A 24,091-nucleotide genomic window follows, 5' to 3' on the forward strand; every position below is an offset into this window, starting at 1 on the left:
GAATTGATTATGAAAAAGCAATTATTGTATAGAGAATAAAACAAGTAAGAAATAAGATAAGATTATCAAATAAATCAATTCACACAGTCAGAATATCTGACAGGTGAAAGAAGGGGGTTACATATGAAGTTAAAAAAAGTTTTAGCAACAGGTCTTTCCTTATTGATGGCAATGGGAACGATAGCAGGTTGTGGAGTATCTACTGATACCGGGGTAAACACAAATGCTTCGTCTGAATCAGGAGTTGCAGCTGCTGAAAAAACAGACCAGAAAGAGGAGAGCACTACAAAAACAGACGGGGATGTAGAAGAGATTACCTGGATGTTCTGGGATGACATGGAGGCAACGGAAGATCTTATCACATTGGGTTATAAAGATGTCATCGACAGATTCAACAAAGATTATGAAGGGGTTTATCACTGTAATGTGATCACAACAAATCTGGAAGAATACTATACAAAATTAAATGCATTAGTTGCTTCCAATCAGACACCGGATGTATTTATTGTTTCACCTGGACCAAATCTTACAGATTATGTGGAGCCGGGGGTTGCGGCTGATCTTACAGATTATTTGCATGAAGACGGATGGTACGATACGTTTAACGGTGGTGTATTTGATAAACAGACTTATGACGGAAAAATTTATGCAGTACCTACCAATCTTGCAGCAGCATGTGTATTTTATAACACAGAAATGTTTGCAGATGCCGGTGTAGATGTTCCGGAAACATACGATGATCTTCTTGCAGCATGTGAGACACTTCAGTCAAAAGGTTATACTCCGATTACGATCAGTGCAGGAACAGCATGGTGTTTATCAATGTTGTGCGGATATCTCTGCGACAGAGAAAATGCAGATCTTGATGCAATTGCAGCAGGTAATGCAAGCTGGCTTGATCAGCCGTTCCAGGATGCAGCAAATAAAATGCTTGAGTTATCAAAATATTTCCAGCCAACAGCAGCAGGAGATACAAATGATGTTGCAACTGCAAACTTTTATAATGGTGAGGCTGCGATCTTAATTCAGGGTTCCTGGGCAATCGCACAGATCAATGGTTCCAATCCTGATTTTGAAGAAAAATGCGGTGTATTCCAGTTCCCGGCCATTGAAGGCGGTAACGATCCAAACCGTATCATTGCAAAAACAGACAGCCTTGCAATGAGCTCTACTACGGAGCATCCGGATGCATGTATTGCATTAATGAAATATTTTACTGATGAGACTGCACAGAAATATACAGCAGAGATCGGTGGAAAGATTCCGGTTACCAATGTTGATATTGATTATGATAAAGCTCCAAAGCAGTTAAAGTATGTGATGGATATCTTTGCAAAAGCAACCGGAACATTTGGATTCTATAATGAATCACTTGCTTCCACAGAAGCCGGTTCAACATTTGATGATGCAATGGTTTCTATTTATCTTGGAAACAATTCAGTAGAAGATGGATTACAGATCATTGAAGATTTTTATAAGGAAAATGTCTGGAATAAATAATGTATAGCTGAAGTACCTGAACACGGGATCTGTTATGGATCCCGTGTTCACAAATAGAATGAATGTGTTGATGGGGGAAATTTTATGGATAAACTATTACGGGATAAAAAAGCCATCTGTCTGTTTCTTGCACCGGGAATAATTCTCTTTACCCTGGTATTATTTATACCAATCTGCCAGTCGATTTATTATTCTCTCTGTGATTGGGATGCGTTATCGAACCCCGAATTTATCGGATTTGGAAATTATATTAAATTGTTTACGAAAGATACAACCATGCAGATCGCATTGAAAAATTCAATATTTTTTATGATTTTTTCCGTAGTATCACAACTTGTTGTTGGTCTTTTTTTAGCAGCATTACTTACGAATATAAAAAAAGGAAGAAACCTTTTTAAGAATATATATTATCTGCCATGTGTACTTTCATCAGCAGCACTCGGACTGTTATGGATGTTTATTTTTACACCAAAACTTGGTATCAATCAGGTTCTTGCAACATGGGGAATAGAAGGACCACTCTGGCTGATGGATGTCAGCGGATATATTACACTTCCGATGAAAGTGATCGCATTTGTTGCATTGTGGCAGTATGTAGGACAATCTATGATGCTTTATATGGCACAGATATCAGGAATCGATAAATCACTTTATGAAGCTGCCTATATCGACGGAGCAACTAAAACAAAAGCTTTCTGGTATGTTACCATGCCATTGATCCGTCCAATGATGGCGATTGCAATGTCCTTAAACTGCATTGGCGCATTAAAATTCTTTGATCTGATCTTTAACATGACAGAAGCCGGACCAAATCATCAGACGGAAGTTCTTGCAACACATCTTTATACGCAGGGATTTAAATATTTTAAATACGGATATGCAAGTGCGATCGGTGTTGTGCTTTTAATTTTATGTCTGTTGGTTACATTTTTCATTAATAAGTTTGTAAAAGTAGAAAACTATGAAATGTAAGGGGGAAATTTACATGAAAGGAAATAAAAAAGCACTGGCATGGAAAATCGTGATATATATATTTCTTGTATTGATGGCTTTTCTTTATTTAGCACCATTGGTATGGATGTTTTTTGTCTCGCTGAAAACGAATACAGAAATTTTTAAAAGTCCATTTGCATTGCCCGAAGAAATCCAGCTTGGAAACTTTATTTTTGCATGGACTGCCGGAAAACTTGGTATTGCAACCTTAAATTCAGCTATTGTATGTGTTACCGCATTAATCCTTAATATTATCATAGGCTGTATGGCAAGTTTTGCACTCGGAAGACTGCGTTTTAAAATGTCCGGTGCAGTTATGACATATTTCCTGATCGGAATGATGATTCCGATCCACTGTATTTTAATACCATTATTTAAAACATTTTCAAATATGCATTTATATAACAGTCTGCTTGGTTTGATCATACCTTATACCGTAGTATCACTGCCTACAACAATTTTTATTATGACAGGATTTTTCAAAAATATGCCAAATGAAATGTTTGAGGCTGCCTGCATAGATGGATGCTCTATTTATAAAATATTTACATCCATTGCATTGCCATTATCCAAAACAGGTATTTTTGTAACAGCATTGATGGCATTCGTCGGGAACTGGAATGAACTTCTTTTAGCAATGGTATTTATCTCAGATGACGCAAAAAAAACACTGCCGGTAGCATTATCCAAGTTTGTAGGACCTTATAATACAAATTATACACAGATGTTTGCTGCGATTATCATTGCAATCCTGCCGACAATCATTGTTTACTGCTGTTTTAGCAACCAGATCGTAGACGGACTGACTGCGGGTGCTGTAAAAGGCTGATGTTAGCATGATATAAATGATCATAAAAAGATTTGAAGGAGAAAAAGAATGGCAAAACAAAAACAACCACTGGTAAAAAATATTTATACTGCAGATCCATCTGCACATGTATTTGAAGGAAAAATTTATATTTATCCTTCACACGATCTGCAGCATGAATGTGAAGACAATGACAATGGAGACCAGTATAATATGGAAGATTATCACATTCTCTGTATGGATAATGTAGACAGTGAATGTGTTGACTGTGGTGAAGTATTGCATATGGATGAAGTTCCATGGGTATCAAAACAAATGTGGGCACCGGATGCGGCATATAAAAATGGAAAATATTATCTCTTTTTCCCGGCACGTGATAAGGAAGGCATTTTCCGTATCGGTGTTGCAGTATCCGATAAACCTGCCGGAAAATTTATCTCGGAGAAAAACTATATAGAAGGAAGTTTCAGCATAGATCCTGCTGTACTGGTAGATGATGATAATGAGGCATATATTTATTTTGGCGGCTTATGGGGCGGACAACTGGAAAAATGGAAAACCGGAGTATTTGATGAAAATGCCACAGAACCAGATCCGGATGAAAATGCAGTTGGACCAAGAGTTGCGAGATTAAGAGATGATATGCTTGGCTTTGCAGAAGATGTAAAAGAAATTGTCATTTTAGATGAAAATGGAGAGCCTTTAAAAGCAGGAGACGAAGACCGGAGATATTTTGAAGGACCATGGATGCACAAATATCAGGGAAAATATTATTTTTCCTATTCGACAGGAACTACACATAAAATTGTTTATGCTGTCGGAGACGATCCTATGGGACCATTTCAGTACAAAGGTGTAATTTTAGAACCGGTACTCGGCTGGACAACACATCATTCCATCGTACAGGTTGGTGAAAAATGGTATCTTTTTTATCATGACTGTGAGTTGTCCGGAGGAGTTAACAGTATGCGCTGTGTGAAATACTGTGAACTTCAATATAATGAGGACGGAACGATTCAGACTATAAAACCATAAGTAGATTCTCTTCTATTTAAATATAGCGGTAAGAAAAAAGCCTGATGGCATATTTTCTTACCGCTATTTATATTTTCTATTATTCTTCCGGAATAAATTCAATCAGATCTTTTCCAAGTTTACTGATGCGGGCGAGAGAGTATACATCAATGCCCTGTTCCATTAATTTTCCGCGTCCCGGCTGGAATGATTTTTCAATCAGGATACCGACTCCGGCGATCGTTGCATGTGCTTTGCGCAGCAGGCGGATTGCTCCTGTTGCAGCTTCGCCGTTTGCAAGAAAATCATCCACGATCAATACATGGTCATTTTCATTGATAAACTGCTGGGATAAGGTCAGTTCATAGCTTGTCCCCTTGGTAAAAGAAGTGATTACTGTCTGAAACAGATTATCATTTAATACCTTAGAAGGCTGTTTCTTTAAAATGATCATTGGAACATTCAGTGCCAGTGCTGTCATAAGAGCCGGAGCAATACCGGAACTTTCGATCGTTACAACTTTTGTTACTCCGCAATCTTTATAATGTTCGGCAAATGCCTCACCGATCTGCTGCATCAAAACAGGATCTACCTGATGGTTTACAAAACTGTCTACCTTTAAAATATCTTCATTGACTGCAATTCCTTCAGAAAGAATCTTCTCTTCAAGTATTTTCACAATAGCCACCTCATATATTCAAATATTTTGTCCATTATAACACATATATCTGACAGAAAAAAGCACTATGCCAAAAATATTTTATCATAAATTGTTTCTATGATGTGATCAATAAGTGAGGCATTCGTCTGCGGATATTTTTCAAGAAGCAATCCCTTCATGATTTCATAACGCAAAAAATAATTCTGCTCGGGAGTTTGACACATTGAAATGCAAAAAAGTACCGCAAAGCCTTGAAATAGGCTTATTTTTTTGTCAAATTTTTATTTTTATTATATAGTAATATTTAGTGATATGTGGTATAATGGTGACAGAGGTGATTATTGTGCGTATAACAACATCAAAATCAAAAAATTCTGAGTCCTTTTACATCACTCAGTCCTATACAAATGCCAATGGGAAAAGTACTTCCAAAACCATCCGAAAATTAGGTACGTTAGCTGAATTATCAGCGCAGCTCCACACGGATCGTGACGGAGTTGTTGAATGGGCAAATGAACAGGCTCGTCTTGAAACACTGAAATATAAAAGTGAAAAAGAGGATGCTACTGTCATGATCCCATTTCATTCCAACAGACTCATGGACTATAATAAGCAGAAACTTTTTTCTGGCGGATATCTTTTTCTTCAGTCTATTTACTATGGACTTAAGCTCGATTCTGTCTGCCGAAAAATCAAAAGCCGACATAAATTCGAGTATGATCTTAATTCGATTTTATCTGATTTAATTTATACAAGGGTTCTAGAACCTTCCAGCAAAAGTTCTTCTTTCCGAGCAGCAAAACAGTTCCTTGAGCCTCCCACTTATGAACTTCATGATGTGTACCGAGCTCTTTCTGTTCTTGCTTCTGAAATGGATTTTATTCAATCAGAAGTTTATAAAAATAGCTTTTTTCTCGGTGACAGAATGGATCGGATCCTTTATTATGATTGCACAAACTACTACTTTGAAATCGAACAGGAAAATGGAGATAAAAAATACGGAAAAAGCAAAGAGCACCGTCCGAATCCCATTATTCAAATGGGTCTCTTTACGGATGGTGACGGAATACCTTTGGCTTTCTCACTCTTTCCTGGAAACCAAAATGAGCAGAAATCCTTAAAACCTTTAGAAACAAAGATTCTCCAACAATTCGGCTGTGATAAGTTTATCTATTGCAGTGACGCCGGACTTGCTTCTGAGGATAACCGTGTTCTTAATCACATGGGACAGAGGGCATTTATTGTCACTCAGTCCATCAAAAAGCTGCCTGCTGAAGACCGGGCATGGGCTTTAAAGAAAACTGGCTTTAAACGTCTCTCAGATGATAAACCTGTTGACCTCACAAAACTGACAGATGATGACAAGAACCAGCTTTATTATAAAGACGAACCATTTACAACAAAAAAACTGGATCAAAGATTGATCATAACCTACTCCCCTAAATATGCCGCTTATCAGAAATCCATCCGTGCGGAGCAGATCTGTCGGGCAGAAAAAATGGTTGCAAATGGCTCTCTAAAAAAACAGCGCAAAAATCCAAATGATCCTGCAAGATTTGTAAATAAGGTAGCTGTAACCAACGAAGGAGAAAAAGCTAATATCCACTATTATCTCGATACGGATAAGATTGCTGAAGAAGAAATGTATGACGGGCTTTATGCGGTATGTACAGACCTGCTTGATGATAACGTTGCAGATATCTTAAAAGTCAGTGAAGGAAGATGGCAGATTGAAGACTGTTTCAGAACTATGAAAACAGACTTTGAAGCCAGACCCGTTTACTTAAACCGTGAAGACCGAATTAAGGCTCATTTTCTTACCTGTTTTCTTGCTCTGTTACATTTCCGGTTATTAAACCGCTCCTTGAAAGGGACTTATACCACAGAACAATTACTTCACACTTTAAAAGACATAAAATTTACGGATATAGAAGAACAGGGCTTCATGCCGGTATATGAGCGTCAGGAAATCACTGACGATCTCCATGAAACCTGCGGATTCAGAACGGACTATCAATTCATAACAAAACGGAAAATAAAAGGAATTCAGAAAAAAAGTAAGCGGAGATAAAACATTACTATATTTCGTGTATGCAGATAAAAGTGCCACACCCCTTGTATTTACAGGGATTGTGGCACTTTATTAACTAATCAACTGTCAAAAATGAGATTATAACACATATATCTGACAGAAAAAAGCACTATGCCAAAAATATTTTATCATAAATTGTTTCTATGATGTGATCAATAAGTGAGGCATTCGTCTGCGGATATTTTTCAAGAAGCAATCCCTTCATGATTTCATAACGCAAAAAATAATTCTGCTCTTCAGATTCATCTGAGATACCGGCATCTGCATTGATTTTTTCTGCCGTATATGTATCTAAAAACCACTGACAGATTTCTTCAAACTGCTGTTCCTCACGGTCAGCGGCGTTTGAAAGAGATTTTAATTCCATAAATGAATGTATGCCGACAAAAAGAAAAATAGCAAACATCACACCCATAACAATAAGGATCATTGTTTTAGAGTAAGCAGCACTTTGAAAAGGAAGCAGATCGAGTCCGAATAAGATCAGAAGAATAAATCCAACGACACTTACAATTGTAAATGTATATGCAGTGGATGTGACATCTTCTTTTTTTGTTTTCTTTGATACATATGCGTGAGACGGTGCTAAGTTGCTCTCGGCTGCATTGTTGCTGATATCAAATGGTTCCTGTGACATAATTTTCCTCATTTCCAGATGAATGAACATCTATTGTTTTTCAAGTAGTTTTAGTATAAATTATAATGTAGATGCATGCAAGCGGATTTGCTAGAATAAGGATAAATGAGTTCGCAGCATAATTCCGTGGAGAGCATAAATAAAACTATGTGAGGAACTATGAAAGTTACAATTTTATGTGTAGGAAAGATCAAAGAAAAGTTTTACAGGGATGCAATTGCAGAATACAGCAAACGATTAAGCCGTTACTGTAAATTAGACATCATAGAAGTCGCTGACGAAAAGACACCGGAAAATGCAAGTGATACGGCAGAAAACCAGATCAGAGAAAAAGAAGCAGAGCGTATCCTGACGCGTCTCGATAAAGAAGCAAAAGAGGGTGCATATATCTTTGCCCTTGCAATCGATGGTAAGGAGTTAGATTCCGTGGAGTTATCGAAAAAGATTGAAAATCTCGGAACTTCCGGGATCAGCCAGATCATTTTTCTGATCGGCGGATCGCTCGGTATGTCTGAAAACCTGCTAAAACGTGCTGATTTTAAACTCAGTTTTTCGAAAATGACGTTTCCGCATCAGCTTATGCGTGTGGTCCTGCTAGAGCAGATTTACCGCAGTTACCGGATTATGAATGGCGAACCGTATCATAAATAATGCAGTCAGTGGGAGTGTCTTTGAAATGAGAAGCCTGTCCTAAACTGCTGTCAAAGGAGAGGTAAACATGAAAGTACAAAATCCAGTTGTCCGGGGGTTTTACCCGGATCCAAGTATCTGCAGTGCAAACGGCAAATATTATCTTGCCTGCAGTTCGTTTGAATATTTTCCGGGGGTTCCATTATTTGAAAGCGATGATCTGTTAAACTGGAAACCGATCGGTCATTGCCTTACCAGAAAAAGCCAGGTCAATTTATATCAGGTTCCCGGTTCCGGCGGGGTGTTCGCACCGACGATCCGCTTCCATAACGGACGGTTCTATATGGTTACCAACAACAATACCTATCAGAAAAATTTTTATGTCTATACAGACGATATCTACAGCGAATGGTCGGATCCCGTTTTTGTGGATCAGGGCGGTATTGATCCGTCTTTGTATTTTGAAGGAGACAAAGTTTATTTTATCAGCAATGGAACGGATGAATCAGATGGAAGAGGCTGTATTTTCCAGTGTGAGATCGATATCACAACCGGAAAACGTCTGACAGAAAGCAGACCGATCTGGAAGGGAAGCGGCGGCCGTTATATTGAATCACCGCATATGTATCATTTTGGGGACTGGTATTATCTTATGGTTGCAGAAGGTGGTACGGAATATGGCCATATGGTAACTTATGCAAGGTCAAAAGATCCTTATGGACCATTTGAAGCGTATGCCCAAAATCCGGTACTTACCAACCGGAATCTGGGTGGTAATGAAAATCATATACAGGGAATCGGTCATGGTGATCTCATAGAGACGCCATATGGAGAAACTTTTATGGTATGTCTTGGATTCCGTATCCAGAGTGACTGGATGCCGTTCCATCATTTAGGACGTGAAGTGTTTTTGGTTCCTGTTACCTGGGATAAGAACGGATGGTTTACGGCAGGTGTGGACGGAACAGTGCAGACTGTGATGGATCTGCCATTAAAAACTTCAGAACAGAAGATAAATGAACGGTATGATGTTTCTTTTGAAACAATAAAAAACGAACCGCAGCGTTTTTGTCATCTCCGTGAATATCATCCGGAATGTTATGAATTTACTGAAAACAGTGTGACACTTTTGGGTAACCGTTTTACACTAAATGATACTGAGTCACCAACATTTTTAGGAGTCCGTCAGTCGGAGTTTGATACAGAACTTACCGTTTCACTTACCGGCAATTCTCCCGAAGCAGGCATCACATTTTATCTGTCAGAGGAACATCATTATGATCTTGCTGTTTTGTGCAAAGAGAAAAAGCGTACATTGATCCTGCGTCTGCGGATCGGAGATGCGGTTATGACAGCAAAAGAAATAGAACTGCCGGAAGATGCACAGATTACTTTAAAAGTGGTATCTGATGCAGCGCAGTATCATTTTTATGGAATCATAAATGAAGAGGAAATTTTGCTTGGAAGTGCACGTACAAAATACTTATCCTCAGAAGTTGCAGGAGGATTTACCGGAGTTGTGATGGGCATGTATGCAGTCAATCCAAATGAGGATCAGAAACAGAAAGCCCAGTTTACAAATTTATACTGGAAACAGGGAACAGACAGATAATGAAAATAGTCCGAGCTTATTGATCTAAAAGTCCGGACTATTTTTTATGAAGATTTCATTATACGCTCTCAAATTCATCAATGATTTCCTGTGAAGGTGGTGCAGTCAAAAGGCTGACAACAACAATCGCAAATGCGGAACATATGAATGCCGGAAGCAGTTCATAAATTCCAAACAGCCCTCCAAGCGGAGCGATCAGGTATTTCCATACGAACACCATAACACCGCCAACGATCATACCTGCAAGTGCGCCATTCCGATTCGTGCGTTTCCAGAATAAGGAAAACAGCATAACGGCACCAAAGGTTGCACCAAATCCAGCCCATGCAAAAGAGACGATACGGAATACCGAACTATCCGGATTTCTTGCAAGGAAAACACCAATAACAGCGATCACGATAACCGTAAGTCTTGCCATGAGCATGGAGGATTTTTTTGACAGCTTTAGTCCCATGCAGTCACAGAAAAGGTTTTGTGAAACACATGAGGATGCGGCTAAAAGCTGGGAATCTGATGTTGACATGGTACTTGCAAGGATTCCGGCAAGGATCAGACCAGCCATAATAACAGTCAAAACGCCGTGATCGCTTAAAAGAACAGCTGTCCTTACGATCAGAGTTTCTGACTGTGAGGAAGTTTCAAATAATTCAAGAGCACCTGATTTTGTCATTGCAGAACCGATGATACCGATAAATATAGCCACAAACATGGAAATAACAACCCATACGGATGCAATTCTTCTGGAGGTTTTTAATTTGTTTTCATCTTCGATTCCCATAAAACGAAGCAGAATATGAGGCATACCAAAATATCCAAGTCCCCAGGCAAGCGTGGAAGCGATCGTCAGTCCCTTATATGGCACAGACACACCGGTTGCAGGGTCATAAGAGGAAGTCAGGCTTAAATATCCACTCATGGATTTTGCATTTGTGATAACTGCATCCAGTCCACCGGCTGTGTGAATACCGAAAAATACGACGATCAAAAGTGCGATCGTCATAATAATACTCTGGATCAGGTCAGTCATGCTTGCAGCAAGAAATCCGCCAAGCGTGGTATATAAAACAATAACGATGGCACTGACGATCATTGCCGGAAGATAGGAAATCCCAAACAGCGTAGAAAATAATTTTCCACATGCGGCAAATCCGGAAGCAGTGTATGGTACAAAGAAAATAACGATCATAATAGCAGAGATCGCCATCAGTGCATGACTTTTGTCACGGTATCTGTTTTCAAAGAAAGCAGGAAGTGTGATGGAATTATTTGCCTTGTGCGTGTAACGGCGCAGACGTTTTGCAACGATCAGCCAGTTAAGATAAGTACCGATCGCAAGTCCGATCGCTGTCCAGCCTGCTTCGGCACAACCGGAAAGATAGGCAACACCCGGCAGTCCCATCAGAAGCCAGCTGCTCATATCAGAAGCCTCCGCACTCATTGCCGTTACGATCGGTCCTAATTTCCGGCCACCTAAATAAAAGTCAGATACATCATTGTTCTTTTTCGAATAGATCACACCGATCCCCACCATCAGGATCAGATAAATGATCATGACGAGCAGCAGCCCTATCGTTTGTCCTGTCATAACAAAACTCTCCTTTGTCTGTTTGTAAAAATTTTTGCTGGTATATCATGAATAAAACATTACTGCAATACTGTATCACAATAAAGTTGTAATGTAAAACTTTTTTTGTTGACATGCTTTTGTATTCGTAGGATGATAGTGAAAGTTAAATGAAGGGAACAAAATTTATGGAGAAAAAATTACAATCATTTATTTTATTTTTGAAATATGTATCACTTGCCGTTTTGACCGGTGTGCTGGTTGGAATCATTGATGCCGTATTTGGCAGAGGACTGCTTGCAATCTCCGATTTCCGGATGGAGCATTATCTGTTTCTGATACCGTTTCTGCCGCTTGCAGGTCTTTTGATCACCTGGCTTTATTATCGTTTCAGCGAAACAAGTTTAAAGGGAATGACACTTGTTTTTGAAACCGGACAGAAGAAAAGAGAGGATATCCCACTGGTTCTGATTCCATTGGTCATGTCTGGAACGTGGATCACACATTTATTTGGAGGAAGTGCCGGCCGCGAGGGTGTCGCTGTACAGATCGGTGCAACGTTATCACATGCACTGGGGCACAGATTTCATCTTCCGAAAGACAGCCGGATTATGCTGATCACAGGTATGGCGGCAGGCTTTGGCGGTTTATTTCAGACGCCGTTTGCCGCAGTATTCTTTTCCATGGAAGTGATCGTTGCAGGAAAAATGCAGTATCATGCACTGCTGCCGGCACTGATAGCATCTTACACAGCAGCATTTACTTCGCATATGCTGGGACTGGAAAAATTTTATGTACCACTTCAGGACGCGGTTAAAATATCAGATGGCAGTATCGCAGTCCGGCTTGTTGTACTTGGAATTATTTTCGGACTGACAGGCAGGTTATTTTCGTTTCTTATTGCACAGTTAAAAAAATTTTTTGGAGAAAATCTGAAGAATCCATATGTCAGGATCGGTGTGATATCGATTCCGTTAGCATTGATTTTGCTATTGCTTTACAATGGGAGATACAGCGGACTGGGGACAAATCTGATCTCTGCTGCATTTTCAGATGGGAATATTTATACTTATGACTGGATCTTAAAATTGCTTCTCACGGTCTTAACTCTTGCAATCGGATTTCAGGGAGGGGAAGTCACACCTTTATTTTCTATCGGTGCATCCCTTGGTATCGTTTTGGGAGAAATCCTTGGACTTTCTCCGGTTCATTGCGCAGCGCTTGGATATGCAGCGGTATTTGCGGGTGCAACAAACACACTTTTTGCGCCGGTTCTGATCGGACTCGAAGTGTTTGGAAGCAATGATATGATTCCATTTTTTATCGTGTGTATGATTGCATATCTGGTAAATGGAAATAAGTCTATTTACGGGGCGCAGGAAGTGAATGGATAAAGTTGTTTAAATGCAGTGTTTTATGGTAAAATAAAAGAAGTTTTAACGATAAAAGTGAGGAGCATCATGAGAAAAAAAGAACTTGCCAAAGAAGTGATCGAACGTCTGAAAAAAGAATACCCGGATGCCGGATGCAGTCTTACCTATGATCAGGCGTGGAAACTTTTAGTCAGTGTCCGTTTAGCGGCACAGTGTACCGACGCAAGAGTAAATGTCGTCGTGGAAAAATTATATGAAAAATTTCCGGATGTAAAAGCACTTGCCGATGCACCGGTGGAAGAGATCGAAGAAATTGTAAGACCCTGCGGTCTCGGAAAGAGCAAGGCAAAAGATATCAGTGCCTGTATGAAGATTTTATGGGAGCAGTATGGTGGAAATGTACCAGATGATTTTGACGCACTTTTAAAACTTCCAGGTGTGGGAAGAAAGAGTGCAAACCTGATCATGGGAGATGTATTCGGAAAACCTGCGATCGTAACTGACACGCACTGTATCCGTCTTTCAAACCGCATCGGTCTTGTGGATGGCATCAAAGAACCGAAAAAAGTAGAGATGGAACTCTGGAAGATCATTCCGCCGGAGGAGGGCAGTGATCTGTGCCACCGCTTTGTATATCATGGACGTGAGGTATGTACAGCACGGACAAAACCATTTTGTGACCGTTGCTGCCTGAATGATATCTGCAAAAAGGCGGGAGTCGAGTAAAAATTACCAGAAATGCCAGATGTTACCGGTTGGATGCAGTTATGAATTATGATATTCTTCTGTTTGTAACAAAAATGTAATAGTTTTAAAACAAATACGTAACATATCAAACTGTTACATTACATTTATGAAATGACAGCAAAATGGAGGATTATCATGAAGAAACAGATACTATTGGCATTTACAGCAGCACTTGGAATTACACTGAGTGTGTCTGCACCGGTAGAAGCAGCATCCGCAAACCGTGTGAATATCTCGGTTTTTGAAAAAGACTGTGCTGCTGATCAGTGGAATTCTTTTGAGGCAGATTCTGTCAATGACTTATTAAAAAAAATATGCGACCGATTTCCGGCAATCGTCCTGCCGGGAGAATGTACACCGGAAATACCAGAAGACGACAAAGACGATCAGACACCTGGTACACCAGAAAAGCCGGATACGCCGGAGAAACCTGAAGAAAATCAGCCGGGTGGCAACACATCCGGCGATGAACAGCCAAAAGAGGATCTTGCGGAAATTTCTTACGTAAAACAGGTTTTAAAGCTGGTTAATGCAGAGCGGAAAAAAGCCGGACTAAATGAACTGATTTGGGATGATACGGTAGCAGCAGCCGCAGCAACACGTTCCATAGAGATTGAAAAATCATTTTCCCACACAAGACCGGATGGAAGAACTTTTGGAACAGCGATCACAGATCTTGGCATTACCTACCGCGGAGCCGGAGAAAATATCGCATGGGGACAGAAAACACCGGAAACTGTTATGAATGCATGGATGAACAGTGAGGGGCACCGCGCAAATATTTTAAACCCGAACTTTAAAAAACTTGGTGTCGGCTACCGTACCAATGGGCAGGGAACACCTTACTGGACGCAACTGTTTACTTATTAAAAGAATGATTGATGAGGTACTGGATATTTCAGTACCTCATTATTTTGTTGTAATCCCGTATTCCTGTTTGACGCAGGTACTTCCGTACAGTATAATATAGGTAGCGCTTTTTTATGCGTACACATAGGAGGAATCAATGTTAACGATCAATGAATACCGTAAGGTAGAAAGTTTAGAAGAAGCATATGAGCTGAATCAGAAAAAAAATAATAAGATTATCGCCGGTGGTGTCTGGATGAAGATCGGTGACCGCAGGATTTCAACAGCGATCGATCTGTCGGGACTTGGACTTGATAAGATCACTGAGACGGAAACAGAATTTGTCATCGGTGCCATGACATCCTTACGTGAAATAGAAAAACATGTGGGACTTGCCGCATATACCAACGGAGCGATTCGTGAGAGTGTCCGCCATATTGTCGGCGTACAGTTCCGCAACTGTGCAACGGTTGGAGGCAGTATTTTCGGGCGTTTCGGCTTTTCCGATGTGCTGACGGTATTTCTTGCAATGGATACGCAGGTCGAACTGTATCATGCAGGTATGGTTCCCTTAAAAGATTTTGTTGATATGCCATATGACAACGATATTTTAATTGCACTTCATGTGGCAAAAAAGCCGATCCGTATCGCCTATTTAAGCCAGCGTAATACAGCTACTGATTTCCCGGTGATTGCATGTGCGGTGTCTGAATATGATGACAGTCTGCATGTGAGTATCGGGGCAAGACCGGTTCATGCCGGATTGATAGAACTGCCACTTAGCTCCGCGAAACCGGATGGTTTTGGAAAACAGTTTCCGAAGGGATTTGAAAAAGATGAGACACTGGTCAAAGAACTTGCCATCTGGTGCGCAGATCAGTTTACCTATGGGAGCAACCGCAGAGCCGGTGCCGATTACAGGAAACATGTTGCAGGCGTGCTGATCCGCAGGGCAATCTGTTCTTTTGGAGAATAAAGACAGGCTCTGGTGTCAAAAAGGTATGAAAGTCTTTGATGATAAAAAGATAATATCAGAAATGGAGAACAAATAATAAGATGAAAATACATGTATGGTTGAATGAGCGTGAGATCACGCGTGAGATCGCAGCAGATCTGCCGCTTTTGGAATTTGTCCGGTCTGAGGGCTGTTACAGCGTAAAAAGGGGCTGTGAAACATCTAACTGTGGTCTGTGTACCGTATGGATTGACCACAAACCGGTGCTTTCCTGTTCCGTATTAGCAGCAAGGGCAGACGGTACACATATCACCACCTTAGAAGGTGTGGAAGAACGCGCAAGAGAATTTGGTACTTACCTTGCAAAACAGGGTGGAGAACAGTGTGGTTTCTGTAATCCGGGATTTATCATGAATGTACTTGCGATGGAGGACGAGTTAGATAATCCGACTGAGGAGGATATGAAAGAATACCTTGCCGGAAATCTCTGCAGATGCAGCGGATACGAGAGCCAGCTTCGTGCAGTTAAAGAATACCTGAAATTTAAAATGGGGGAAATGGCATGAATAGCAGTACGAATTTAAGAAAACCGGGAAAATTTGTCAATGCTCCCGTAATGAAAAAAGATGCAATGGCGCTTGTGACCGGAAAACCAGTTTATATGGATGATGTAGCGCCAAAAGACTGTCTGATCGTAAAGGTACTCAGAAGTCCGCATGCCCACGCACTGATCAAAGAAATCCGCACAGATCTTGCTGAAAAAATAGACGGTATCGTCTGTGTGCTGACCTACAAGGATGTTCCAAAACGTCGTTTTACCATGGCAGGGCAGACATATCCGGAACCAAGTCCATATGACAGATACATATTAGAAGAACGTGTCCGTTTTGTTGGTGATCCGGTTGCGATTGTTGCCGGAGAAACAGAAAAAGCAGTTGATATGGCATTAAAGCGGATCAAAGTGACCTATGAGGTTTTAGATGCTGTTTTAGATTTCCATACGGCAATGGATAATCCTATTTTAGTTCATCCGGAGGATGACTGGAAGTCACTCTGTCCGGTTGGTGCTGACAACAAACGAAATCTCTGCGCATCCGGCGTAGATGGTGAAGGAGATGTGGATGCTGTCATTGCAGACTGTGATATTGTGTTAGACGAAACTTATCATGTCAAAGCCATGCAGCAGAGTATGATGGAAACTTTCCGTACCTGTACATATATGGATACCTATGGACGTCTGATCGTGCTCAGTTCCACACAGATTCCTTTCCATGTAAGAAGGATCGTTGCAAATGCACTTGATATTTCCAAGGCAAAAGTCCGTGTCATCAAACCTCGTATCGGTGGAGGTTTTGGTGCAAAACAGACGGTTGTCACAGAAGTATATCCGGCGATCGTAACCTTAAAGACCGGCAAACCGGCAAAAATGATCTACACCAGAGAAGAATCCATGATCGCATCTTCACCGCGTCATGAGATGGAAGTAAGAGTTCGTCTGGGTGCAATGTCCGATGGAACGATCCGTGCCATTGATATGCATACACTGTCTAATACTGGAGCATTTGGTGAACATGGTCCGACTACCGTAGGATTAAGCGGACATAAATCTATTCCAATGTATCATACAGAAGCATTCCGTTTCCAGTATGAGGTTGTCTATACGAACCGCATGTCCGCAGGAGCTTATCGTGGTTACGGCGCAACACAGGGTATTTTTGCAGTCGAGTCCACGGTCAATAAATTAGCCGATAAACTTTCTATGGACCCAATCGTACTTCGTCAGAAAAACATGATCCATGAAGGGGATATAATGCCTGCATATTATGGTGAGACCGCAAATAGCTGCCGTTTAGAAGAATGTCTGTTAAAAGCGTCCGATATGATCGGATGGAAAGAAAAAGGCATGCGTACTGTGATGCCGGATGGAAAGATCCGGGCACGCGGAGTTGCAATGGCGATGCAGGGATCTTCCATTTCAAACTGTGATGTAGGTTCTGTCACGGTAAAATTAAGCGATGAGGGAACGTATCATATTACAGTCGGCTGTACTGATATGGGTACCGGATGTGATACGATCATTGCCCAGTTTGCGGCAGATGTGTTAGAAACAACGATCGATAATATATCTGTCTACGGCGTAGATACTGATATTTCCCCATATGATTCCGGTTCTTATGCATCCAGTACAACTTATCTGACCGGAATGGCAGCAGTAAAGGCATGTGAACAGTTGAGAGAACACATTATTGCACTTGCAGCAGCCCGTATGAATAAAGATGCTTCTGCACTTACTTTTGATGGAGAAAATGTCATCGATGAATCAGACGGTTCTAAAATGAGCCTTTTTGACATTGCAACCGCGTCCATGTGCAATAATGAGATATCAATGGAGGTTACTTATTCACACAGCTCCCCGGTATCACCGCCACCATTTATGGCAGCCTGCGCCGAAGTCGAGGTTGACCCGGAAACAGGCGCGATTGAGTTGTTAGACTATACCGCCTGTGTTGACTGTGGAACTGTCGTAAATACCAATCTTGCAAGGGTACAGACAGAAGGAGGACTTTTGCAGGGAATCGGCATGACACTGTACGAGGATATCTGGTACGATGAACGCGGGAAAAATCTTTCCAATTCCTTTATGCAGTATAAAGTACCAAGCCGTCTGGATACAGACCGAATCCGTGTGGAATTTGACAGCAGCTATGAACCGACTGGTCCGTTTGGTGCAAAATCCATCGGTGAGATCGTCATCAATACACCGGCCCCGGCGATCGCAGATGCAGTTTATAACGCAACCGGCGTCTGGATCAATGAGCTGCCGATCACTCCGGAGAAAATCTTAAAAGGAATGCAGGTGATCTGATACGGAACAGATAAATCTGATCTATCTTGCTGCCGGATATGCGAGACGTTTCGGCAGCAATAAACTGCTCACGGAATTTCATGGGAAACCATTGTTTTTGCATGGACTGACGGAACTGGTTCGTCTGCAGAAAATGTGTAGTTATCCATGCAGGCTCATTGTTGTGACTGCATATGACAGGATTGAGGAACTGTGTAAGGAAATATTGGAAAACAGCAGAAAAAATACTCCAGACGAACAGGATCATTTGACAAAAAAAGAACATACTGTACATGGTCAGAATATACCAAAAGATTATATAATTGTACGCAACCAGGGAGAAGAAAATGATGGGATTGCCTCAAGCATCCGAAAAGGGGTAAAGGCAGCGATAGATTCTCCTATGAAAAACGGGGGCGATTCATTTTCTTATGATATGTTTTTTCAGGCAGATCAGCCTTATGTAAAGGCTGAAATACTGCTTGATTTTCTAAATGATTTTATAGAAAGTAAAAAAGGAATCGGAGCATTATCCTGTGAGGGCATTTTACGAAGTCCGAATCTTTTTGCTGAAAACTACCGTGCAGAGCTGCTTAGGCTGACCGGAGAATGTGGTGGTAAAAAGATCATCCGTTCCCATCCGGACGATGTTTTCACTTATCCGGTTGAAATGCCGGAATTTTTTGTTGATATTGATACAAGGGAGGATTATGCACATGAGAATGTATGACCTGATTGAAAAGAAAAAACTTGGTATGGAACTGACCACAGAAGAGATCCGTTTTATGATAGAGGGATTTACAGATGGTACAATTCCCGATTATCAGATGTCTGCAATGACAATGGCAATCTGTTTTCAGGGAATGAGTAAACGTGAAACAGTTGATCTGACGCTTGCTATGCGTGACAGCGGGGATGTACTTGATCTTTCCTCTATTCCTGGTATCAAAGTTGACAAACACAGTACCGGCGGTGTGGGCGATAAAACATCGCTTGCCCTGACACCGATCGTTGCATCACTTGGAGTTCCGGTTGCAAAAATGTCCGGAAGAGGGCTTGGCCATACCGGCGGAACGATTGACAAACTTGAGAGTTTTCCGGGATTTACGACTGCGCTCCCGGAAGAAACTTTTTTTAAAAATGTCCGTGAGATCGGTATTGCGATCGCAGGCCAGACTGCAAACCTTGCACCGGCAGATAAAAAGTTGTACGCATTGCGGGATGTCACAGCTACCGTCGATCAGATGTCACTGATCGCAAGTTCCATTATGAGTAAAAAATTAGCCTCCGGCAGTGATTCGATCGTACTTGATGTTAAGACCGGCAATGGTGCATTCATGAAGAAATATGAAGATTCCGTTGCACTTGCAAAAGAGATGGTATCAATCGGAACAATGGCAGGAAAAAAGACAGCAGCAGTCATTACTGATATGGATCAGCCACTTGGAAACGCTATCGGAAATGCCATCGAAGTGATCGAGGCGATCGATACTTTAAAAGGCCATGGACCTTCCGATTTTAAAGAAGTAGTCTTTGCACTTGGAGCGCAGATGCTGCTTTTTGCAGAGCGTGCCGGTTCCCATGAGGAGGCTGTAAAACTCATGCAAGACAGCATTGACAGCGGAGCCGCACTTGATAAACTGGCTGAGTTTGTAAAAGCCCAGGGCGGTGATGTATCTTATGTTTACGATACCACAAAATTTCCGGAAACGGCATATTCGATCGACGTCAAAGCAGAATGCAGCGGATATGTGCACCGTATTCTGGCAGAGAATATCGGTATTGCCTGTATGACTCTCGGTGGCGGACGTGAGACAAAGGACAGTAAGATAGATCTTTCCGTCGGTATTTATTTAAAAAAGAAAAATGGCGATCAGGTAAATACCGGTGATACTCTGGCTGTTATCTATGCGAATGACCGTGCAAAAATGAATACTGCTGCCGAAAAAGTACTGCACGCATATGAAATTTCAAATGAACCAAAAGAAATGCAGCCAGTTGTAAAAGAATATATTTACGAATGAGAATAAGATCTTTTTTTCCTTCATACAATTATATATGAAGAAAAATCAGAAAGAAAAAATAATAAACAGTTTAGAACTGCCGAAGGATCTGATGCTTGGTGCGGCGATCGTGACTGCAACCGGGCGGCATGAGGTTCTGATTTCTAATTATAAAGGAATCCTGGAATATGAGGATTCCTTTATCAAAATACAGACAAAAAACTGCAGGATACTGATTTCCGGCTCACATCTTGCAATCGATTATTATACGAATGAGGAAATGAAAATTACCGGTTTTTTAGATACGATCCAATACGAGAACTGACAGATGCTGCTCTCGGTAATTAAATATTTTAAGGGGTACGTGTATGTCCGTCTAAGCGGTTATGCGCCGGAACGTTTCCTTAATTTATGTGGAAGCCGTGACATTCTGATCTGGAATTTAAAATCTATTGCAGATGGATATGAATTCTGTATCAGTGTAGCAGGCTTTAAGCAATTACGTCCGATCTTAAAAAAAACAAGAACACATATACGGATCATAAAAAAATACGGCATGCCGTTTGAATTGTATCATTACCGTAAACGAAAAATGTTTGCCATGGGGATGATCCTTTTTGCAGGACTGCTTTATTACCTTTCCGGTTTTATCTGGAATATTGAGGTCAATGGCAATTCTTATCTGTCCGAAGAAGTCGTACTCTGTTTCCTTTCAGGGGAACATGCTTCTTTTGGTGCAAAGAAAAAAAACATTGACTGTGCAGCTTTAGAAGAAACGTTAAGAAGCCGATATCCGGAAGTTATCTGGACTTCCATTAAGATCTATGGAACAAAAATGACGGTAGACATTCAGGAAAATCTGCTTCCCGAAGAAAATTATAAGAATGATAAAGATAACACTGCACGTGATATTATTGCATCAGATGATGGCGTTATCTCAGATATGATCACAAGAAGCGGTACTCCTGTTGTGACCACGGGCATGGCAGTCAAAAAAGGGGATATACTGGTCAATGGAAGTATTGAGATCCTGAATGATGATGGCGATACAAAAAAATATCTTTACCGTACTGCAGATGCGGATATTACGGCAAAAGTTACATATTCCTATCATGACGAGATACCTGCTGAATATATAAAAAAAATACCGACCGGTGACGAAAAAATAACGTATCAGATCAGGATTTTAGAGCACCTGTTCAAAAATCCCTTCTTTTCACCGGTGGAAGAACCGTATGATGTCATATCGGATGTGTCACAGTTTCATTTCACAGACAACTTTTATCTGCCGGTTTATCTGGTCAGACAGACTTATTCCGGCTATAAAAATGAAAAAAATATATATACAGAAAAAGAGGCAAAACAAATAGCTTCCCGGAATCTTAAGAAATATATTGACGATTTGGAAGAAAAAGGTATTCAAATTACAGGAAAAAATGTTATTATAGAAAGAACAAAGAAAAAATATGTGGTGAAAGGGACGATAGAAACTTTAAAATCCATTGTTTCCTATCAGCCGACAAAAATCATCGAACAATCGAGTGAAGAGAGGCAACCGACAGATGAGTCTGACTGAACTATCATTAAATATACCAACTGATCATGTCGCAAATGTATTTGGTCAATTTGATGCGTACATCAAAAAGATTGAGCGTACGTTAAATGTCACTGTAGTGTTACGCGGTGAAAATATGAAGCTGCTTGGAGAAGAACATAATTTAAAAAAAGCAGAACAGGTGTTTTTACAACTGATCGAGTTATCCAAAAGAGGAAATATTATCACGGAACAGAATGTCAATTATGCTCTTGCGCTTTCGGAGGAGGAAAAAGAATCCGCGATCGTTGAAATTGATAAAGATTGTATCTGTCATACGATCAACGGCAAACCGGTAAAACCAAAGACACTTGGTCAGAAAGCATATGTAGATGCGATCCGCCAGAAAATGATCGTGTTTGGAATGGGTCCTGCCGGGACCGGTAAAACATATCTTGCGATGGCAATGGCAATTACTGCATTTAAAAACGAAGAAGTAGGAAGGATCATCCTGACACGTCCGGCAATCGAAGCCGGAGAAAAATTAGGATTTCTGCCGGGAGATCTGCAAAGCAAAGTTGACCCCTATTTAAGACCACTTTATGATGCATTATATCAGATCATGGGGGCAGAAAGCTTCCAGAAAAATATGGAAAAGGGGTTGATCGAGGTCGCACCGCTTGCATACATGCGAGGACGTACACTTGACAATGCATTTATCATATTAGATGAAGCACAGAATACGACACCGGCGCAGATGAAAATGTTCCTTACCCGAATTGGTTTTGGTTCTAAAGCAGTGATCACGGGTGATGCTACCCAGAAAGATCTTGCACCGGGCACAGCATCCGGTCTTGATGTCGCATTAAAAGTATTAAAAAAAGTGGATGAGATTGGAATTTGTGAGCTGACCAGTAAAGATGTAGTTCGTCATCCGGTCGTACAAAAAATTGTCAAGGCTTACGAAGATTATGAAAACCGCAATAAGAGTACATCAAAAAGAAGACAGGAGACTCGCCAGCGATGAATGACCGCCTTGTAATCAAAAGAGTATGGAACCATGTCTGTATGTTTATCGTTACCATCATGGTGACACTTTTGTTATGTGCAAAACGACAGATTTTGCTGGATCAGTTTTTGGGGATTGTCTGTATTGCTGTGATATGGTTTGTGTTATTTCTTTTTCTCATAGAGCACGACCGTGCAGAAGGACTGATCTGTCATAACCGTGAAACAGATTTTAGAAAAATATTATATGGTTACACATCAGCAGCAATAGTAGTCTTTTTGGCTGCATATTTTCCTGAATTTGTCAAACCTCTGATGCTTGTGCCGCTTCTTATCGTTGCCTTTGGTTCCGAACGTCTTGCACTTATTACCGGAATTTTCTGGGATGCAATGCTATGTCTCGTGTTAGGGCTGCATTCACAGGAATTAGTACTGTACTGTCTGATGACGATTTTTGGAGCAATACTTGCTGGAACGGCTGAAGAGGCAGTGAAACGTGAGAAGACACTTATATGGTATGAAGTACTGTTATTCTGTCTTTCCATTATGCTTCCAATAACTTTTTATTATCTGACTTATCAGGAAGTCCATTTTAAACTTTTATTATGGGGACTTTTTGAAGGTGCCATCAGTGTTTTATGGATGCAGTTTGGCTTTCGTCATTTTTCCCGTTTAAGAGAGCAGGAGGTAAATGATATTCTGACAGATATCATAGATGATACGTATCCGCTTGTCCGTGAGCTTTCCAGTTTCTCGAAACAGGAATATCAGCATGCACGCAGAGTTTCAGAACTTGCCGCAAAATGTGCAAAAGTTGTCGGTGCCGATGAAAAGACATGCGCAGCAGCAGGATTTTATTACCGGATCGGTATTATGGAGGGAGAACCTCTGACACAGAGCGGGATCCGTATTGTGCAGGAACACTGTTTTCCGGAAGATGTCATCCGTATCATCAGTGAGTACGATGGAGAGACAGCACCGCCTTCATCCATAGAGTCAGCAATCGTACATATGGTAAACGGTCTGGTAAAAAAGATAGAGGTGTTTGACAGTTATACAATGGCAAGCGAATGGAACCAGGATATGGTCATTTACCAGACATTAAACGAGTATTCCGCCAGCGGAATTTACGACCAGTCAGGACTTGGCATGAATATGTTTTTGAAGATCAGGGAATATCTTGTAAATGAGGAGAATTTCTTCTTTTAAAAATTACATGAAAAACAAAAGATATAAAAATTGCCGGTAAGGCACAGAAATGAGGAA

At 40.8% G+C, this 24,091-nt stretch carries 22 protein-coding genes; 19 read left to right on the plus strand and 3 right to left on the minus strand.

Annotated elements, in window-relative coordinates; genetic code table 11:
* Window positions 1-123 precede the first annotated feature (123 nt).
* From ACDD58_RS14590 to ACDD58_RS14605, 4 genes are all read left to right on the plus strand, one after another.
* A complete protein-coding gene (locus ACDD58_RS14590) occupies window positions 124-1,500 on the plus strand; it encodes an ABC transporter substrate-binding protein (RefSeq protein ID WP_117921399.1) in 1,377 nt (458 codons plus the stop codon).
* 84 nt (window positions 1,501-1,584) lie between these two features.
* Complete coding sequence (locus ACDD58_RS14595) at window positions 1,585-2,472, plus strand: carbohydrate ABC transporter permease (RefSeq protein WP_370778138.1); 888 nt, start codon at window positions 1,585-1,587, stop codon at window positions 2,470-2,472.
* A gap of 13 nt (window positions 2,473-2,485) precedes the next feature.
* On the plus strand, window positions 2,486-3,322 hold the full coding sequence (locus ACDD58_RS14600; protein ID WP_118208868.1) for a carbohydrate ABC transporter permease: 837 nt from the start codon (window positions 2,486-2,488) through the stop codon (window positions 3,320-3,322).
* A 48-nt stretch (window positions 3,323-3,370) separates the two neighbouring features.
* Window positions 3,371-4,336 carry a glycoside hydrolase family 43 protein gene (locus ACDD58_RS14605; RefSeq protein WP_370778140.1) on the plus strand — a complete coding sequence of 322 codons (966 nt, stop codon included), beginning with the start codon at window positions 3,371-3,373 and terminating at the stop codon, window positions 4,334-4,336.
* A gap of 79 nt (window positions 4,337-4,415) precedes the next feature.
* Here the strand turns inward: ACDD58_RS14605 and ACDD58_RS14610 are convergent, their stop codons facing one another.
* Window positions 4,416-4,994, minus strand: a complete 579-nt coding sequence (locus tag ACDD58_RS14610; RefSeq protein WP_186898793.1) for a xanthine phosphoribosyltransferase — start codon at window positions 4,992-4,994, stop codon at window positions 4,416-4,418.
* A gap of 304 nt (window positions 4,995-5,298) precedes the next feature.
* On the opposite strand from ACDD58_RS14610, the gene ACDD58_RS14615 reads away from it, so the two are divergent.
* A complete protein-coding gene (locus ACDD58_RS14615) occupies window positions 5,299-7,047 on the plus strand; it encodes an IS1634 family transposase (RefSeq protein WP_370778142.1) in 1,749 nt (582 codons plus the stop codon).
* A gap of 130 nt (window positions 7,048-7,177) precedes the next feature.
* Here the strand turns inward: ACDD58_RS14615 and ACDD58_RS14620 are convergent, their stop codons facing one another.
* Entirely contained in the window at window positions 7,178-7,705 is a 528-nt protein-coding gene (locus ACDD58_RS14620) for a hypothetical protein (protein WP_241070674.1), read from the minus strand.
* A 159-nt stretch (window positions 7,706-7,864) separates the two neighbouring features.
* Between ACDD58_RS14620 and rlmH the strand changes: the two genes are divergently transcribed.
* Window positions 7,865-8,356: a 23S rRNA (pseudouridine(1915)-N(3))-methyltransferase RlmH gene (gene rlmH / locus ACDD58_RS14625; protein WP_370778144.1), complete on the plus strand. Its 492-nt coding sequence runs from the start codon at window positions 7,865-7,867 to the stop codon at window positions 8,354-8,356.
* A gap of 67 nt (window positions 8,357-8,423) precedes the next feature.
* Window positions 8,424-9,947 (plus strand): family 43 glycosylhydrolase, encoded by a 1,524-nt coding sequence (locus tag ACDD58_RS14630; RefSeq protein ID WP_370778146.1) that lies wholly within the window; start codon window positions 8,424-8,426, stop codon window positions 9,945-9,947.
* Window positions 9,948-10,005: 58 nt separating this feature from the next.
* Here ACDD58_RS14630 and ACDD58_RS14635 read toward each other — a convergent pair whose 3' ends face one another.
* Entirely contained in the window at window positions 10,006-11,532 is a 1,527-nt protein-coding gene (locus ACDD58_RS14635) for a sodium/proline symporter (protein ID WP_118208862.1), read from the minus strand.
* A 167-nt stretch (window positions 11,533-11,699) separates the two neighbouring features.
* Here ACDD58_RS14635 and ACDD58_RS14640 point away from each other — a divergent pair, with 167 nt between their 5' ends.
* From ACDD58_RS14640 to ACDD58_RS14695, 12 genes are all read left to right on the plus strand, one after another.
* Entirely contained in the window at window positions 11,700-12,905 is a 1,206-nt protein-coding gene (locus tag ACDD58_RS14640; protein ID WP_370778148.1) for a chloride channel protein, read from the plus strand.
* Between the two features lie 66 nt (window positions 12,906-12,971).
* Window positions 12,972-13,610, plus strand: a complete 639-nt coding sequence (nth, locus tag ACDD58_RS14645) for an endonuclease III (RefSeq protein ID WP_118208861.1) — start codon at window positions 12,972-12,974, stop codon at window positions 13,608-13,610.
* A 156-nt stretch (window positions 13,611-13,766) separates the two neighbouring features.
* Window positions 13,767-14,501, plus strand: a complete 735-nt coding sequence (locus ACDD58_RS14650; protein WP_370778150.1) for a CAP domain-containing protein — start codon at window positions 13,767-13,769, stop codon at window positions 14,499-14,501.
* Window positions 14,502-14,637: 136 nt separating this feature from the next.
* Window positions 14,638-15,456, plus strand: a complete 819-nt coding sequence (locus ACDD58_RS14655) for a xanthine dehydrogenase family protein subunit M (protein ID WP_117921419.1) — start codon at window positions 14,638-14,640, stop codon at window positions 15,454-15,456.
* Window positions 15,457-15,536: 80 nt separating this feature from the next.
* Window positions 15,537-16,001 carry a (2Fe-2S)-binding protein gene (locus ACDD58_RS14660; RefSeq protein ID WP_186898787.1) on the plus strand — a complete coding sequence of 155 codons (465 nt, stop codon included), beginning with the start codon at window positions 15,537-15,539 and terminating at the stop codon, window positions 15,999-16,001.
* On the plus strand, window positions 15,998-18,301 hold the full coding sequence (locus tag ACDD58_RS14665; RefSeq protein ID WP_186898786.1) for a xanthine dehydrogenase family protein molybdopterin-binding subunit: 2,304 nt from the start codon (window positions 15,998-16,000) through the stop codon (window positions 18,299-18,301). The genes ACDD58_RS14660 and ACDD58_RS14665 overlap by 4 nt, the downstream gene beginning before the upstream one ends.
* Window positions 18,302-18,320: 19 nt before the next feature.
* Window positions 18,321-19,010 (plus strand): nucleotidyltransferase family protein, encoded by a 690-nt coding sequence (locus tag ACDD58_RS14670; RefSeq protein WP_370778758.1) that lies wholly within the window; start codon window positions 18,321-18,323, stop codon window positions 19,008-19,010.
* On the plus strand, window positions 18,997-20,304 hold the full coding sequence (locus ACDD58_RS14675; protein WP_370778153.1) for a pyrimidine-nucleoside phosphorylase: 1,308 nt from the start codon (window positions 18,997-18,999) through the stop codon (window positions 20,302-20,304). The genes ACDD58_RS14670 and ACDD58_RS14675 overlap by 14 nt, the downstream gene beginning before the upstream one ends.
* Window positions 20,305-20,338: 34 nt before the next feature.
* A complete protein-coding gene (locus tag ACDD58_RS14680; protein ID WP_006858311.1) occupies window positions 20,339-20,608 on the plus strand; it encodes a YabP/YqfC family sporulation protein in 270 nt (89 codons plus the stop codon).
* A 3-nt stretch (window positions 20,609-20,611) separates the two neighbouring features.
* Window positions 20,612-21,859, plus strand: a complete 1,248-nt coding sequence (locus tag ACDD58_RS14685; protein ID WP_370778155.1) for a sporulation protein YqfD — start codon at window positions 20,612-20,614, stop codon at window positions 21,857-21,859.
* Window positions 21,846-22,844: a PhoH family protein gene (locus tag ACDD58_RS14690; protein ID WP_117921431.1), complete on the plus strand. Its 999-nt coding sequence runs from the start codon at window positions 21,846-21,848 to the stop codon at window positions 22,842-22,844. The genes ACDD58_RS14685 and ACDD58_RS14690 overlap by 14 nt, the downstream gene beginning before the upstream one ends.
* Window positions 22,841-24,034 carry a hypothetical protein gene (locus ACDD58_RS14695; RefSeq protein ID WP_370778157.1) on the plus strand — a complete coding sequence of 398 codons (1,194 nt, stop codon included), beginning with the start codon at window positions 22,841-22,843 and terminating at the stop codon, window positions 24,032-24,034. Before ACDD58_RS14690 ends, ACDD58_RS14695 begins: the two co-directional genes overlap by 4 nt.
* The last annotated feature ends 57 nt before the right edge of the window (window positions 24,035-24,091 follow it).

This window comes from Roseburia sp. (assembly GCF_041325975.1).
Lineage (GTDB): Bacteria > Bacillota > Clostridia > Lachnospirales > Lachnospiraceae > Roseburia > Roseburia rectibacter.

What these genes read in the sequence shown, in the direction of transcription:
- ACDD58_RS14695 (WP_370778157.1), top strand. Translation starts at nt 22,841, where the DNA reads ATGAATGACCGCCTTGTAATCAAAAGAGTATGGAACCATGTCTGTATG.
- ACDD58_RS14655 (WP_117921419.1), top strand. Translation starts at nt 14,638, where the DNA reads ATGTTAACGATCAATGAATACCGTAAGGTAGAAAGTTTAGAAGAAGCA.
- ACDD58_RS14605 (WP_370778140.1), top strand. Translation starts at nt 3,371, where the DNA reads ATGGCAAAACAAAAACAACCACTGGTAAAAAATATTTATACTGCAGAT.
- ACDD58_RS14635 (WP_118208862.1), bottom strand. Translation starts at nt 11,532, where the DNA reads ATGACAGGACAAACGATAGGGCTGCTGCTCGTCATGATCATTTATCTG.
- ACDD58_RS14660 (WP_186898787.1), top strand. Translation starts at nt 15,537, where the DNA reads ATGAAAATACATGTATGGTTGAATGAGCGTGAGATCACGCGTGAGATC.
- ACDD58_RS14615 (WP_370778142.1), top strand. Translation starts at nt 5,299, where the DNA reads ATGGTGACAGAGGTGATTATTGTGCGTATAACAACATCAAAATCAAAA.
- nth (WP_118208861.1), top strand. Translation starts at nt 12,972, where the DNA reads ATGAGAAAAAAAGAACTTGCCAAAGAAGTGATCGAACGTCTGAAAAAA.
- ACDD58_RS14675 (WP_370778153.1), top strand. Translation starts at nt 18,997, where the DNA reads ATGAGAATGTATGACCTGATTGAAAAGAAAAAACTTGGTATGGAACTG.
- ACDD58_RS14650 (WP_370778150.1), top strand. Translation starts at nt 13,767, where the DNA reads ATGAAGAAACAGATACTATTGGCATTTACAGCAGCACTTGGAATTACA.
- ACDD58_RS14630 (WP_370778146.1), top strand. Translation starts at nt 8,424, where the DNA reads ATGAAAGTACAAAATCCAGTTGTCCGGGGGTTTTACCCGGATCCAAGT.
- ACDD58_RS14665 (WP_186898786.1), top strand. Translation starts at nt 15,998, where the DNA reads ATGAATAGCAGTACGAATTTAAGAAAACCGGGAAAATTTGTCAATGCT.
- ACDD58_RS14690 (WP_117921431.1), top strand. Translation starts at nt 21,846, where the DNA reads ATGAGTCTGACTGAACTATCATTAAATATACCAACTGATCATGTCGCA.
- ACDD58_RS14685 (WP_370778155.1), top strand. Translation starts at nt 20,612, where the DNA reads ATGCTGCTCTCGGTAATTAAATATTTTAAGGGGTACGTGTATGTCCGT.
- ACDD58_RS14640 (WP_370778148.1), top strand. Translation starts at nt 11,700, where the DNA reads ATGGAGAAAAAATTACAATCATTTATTTTATTTTTGAAATATGTATCA.
- ACDD58_RS14680 (WP_006858311.1), top strand. Translation starts at nt 20,339, where the DNA reads ATGAAGAAAAATCAGAAAGAAAAAATAATAAACAGTTTAGAACTGCCG.
- rlmH (WP_370778144.1), top strand. Translation starts at nt 7,865, where the DNA reads ATGAAAGTTACAATTTTATGTGTAGGAAAGATCAAAGAAAAGTTTTAC.
- ACDD58_RS14590 (WP_117921399.1), top strand. Translation starts at nt 124, where the DNA reads ATGAAGTTAAAAAAAGTTTTAGCAACAGGTCTTTCCTTATTGATGGCA.
- ACDD58_RS14600 (WP_118208868.1), top strand. Translation starts at nt 2,486, where the DNA reads ATGAAAGGAAATAAAAAAGCACTGGCATGGAAAATCGTGATATATATA.
- ACDD58_RS14620 (WP_241070674.1), bottom strand. Translation starts at nt 7,705, where the DNA reads ATGTCACAGGAACCATTTGATATCAGCAACAATGCAGCCGAGAGCAAC.
- ACDD58_RS14595 (WP_370778138.1), top strand. Translation starts at nt 1,585, where the DNA reads ATGGATAAACTATTACGGGATAAAAAAGCCATCTGTCTGTTTCTTGCA.